The 478-nt window shown below is 57.5% G+C and carries 1 protein-coding gene; it reads left to right on the plus strand.

The genetic code is table 11. The features are described 5' to 3' along the window. Positions 1-478, plus strand: a 478-nt coding sequence (locus ACTHTS_RS11095; RefSeq protein WP_440370068.1) for a pyridoxal-phosphate dependent enzyme, incomplete at both ends; no start/stop codon positions are given.

Here is a 478-nt window from a genome sequence, read left to right on the forward strand (position 1 = left end):
ATATCCAACGTCAACCGCCCAACGTGTGCCGCATGAAATTATTGGGTGCGAACGTGGTCAGCGTCGACAGCGGCAGCCGTACGTTGAAAGACGCGATGAACGAAGCCATGCGCGAATGGTTCGCCCGCGTGGACGACACGTTCTATATCATCGGCACTGCCGCAGGCCCTGCGCCGTATCCTGAAACGGTACTCGATTTCCAATGTGTGATCGGCAACGAAGCCAAAGAACAAATGTTGGAAGCCATCGGCCGCCAACCTGATGTTACCGTTGCCTGCGTGGGCGGCGGCTCGAACGCCATCGGTTTGTTCCATCCCTATATCGACGAAGAAAACGTGCGTTTGATCGGCGTAGAAGCCGGTGGCGGGGGCGTGGATACGCCTGACCCCGCCGCACCGATTACCAGCAAAGCCCCTATCGACTTACTGCACGGTCTTCGCAGCTATTTGCTGCAAGACGCAAACGGCCAAGTCTTGGG

This window comes from Neisseria sp. P0019.S003 (assembly GCF_051957115.1).
Taxonomy (GTDB): Bacteria; Pseudomonadota; Gammaproteobacteria; order Burkholderiales; family Neisseriaceae; genus Neisseria; species Neisseria flavescens_D.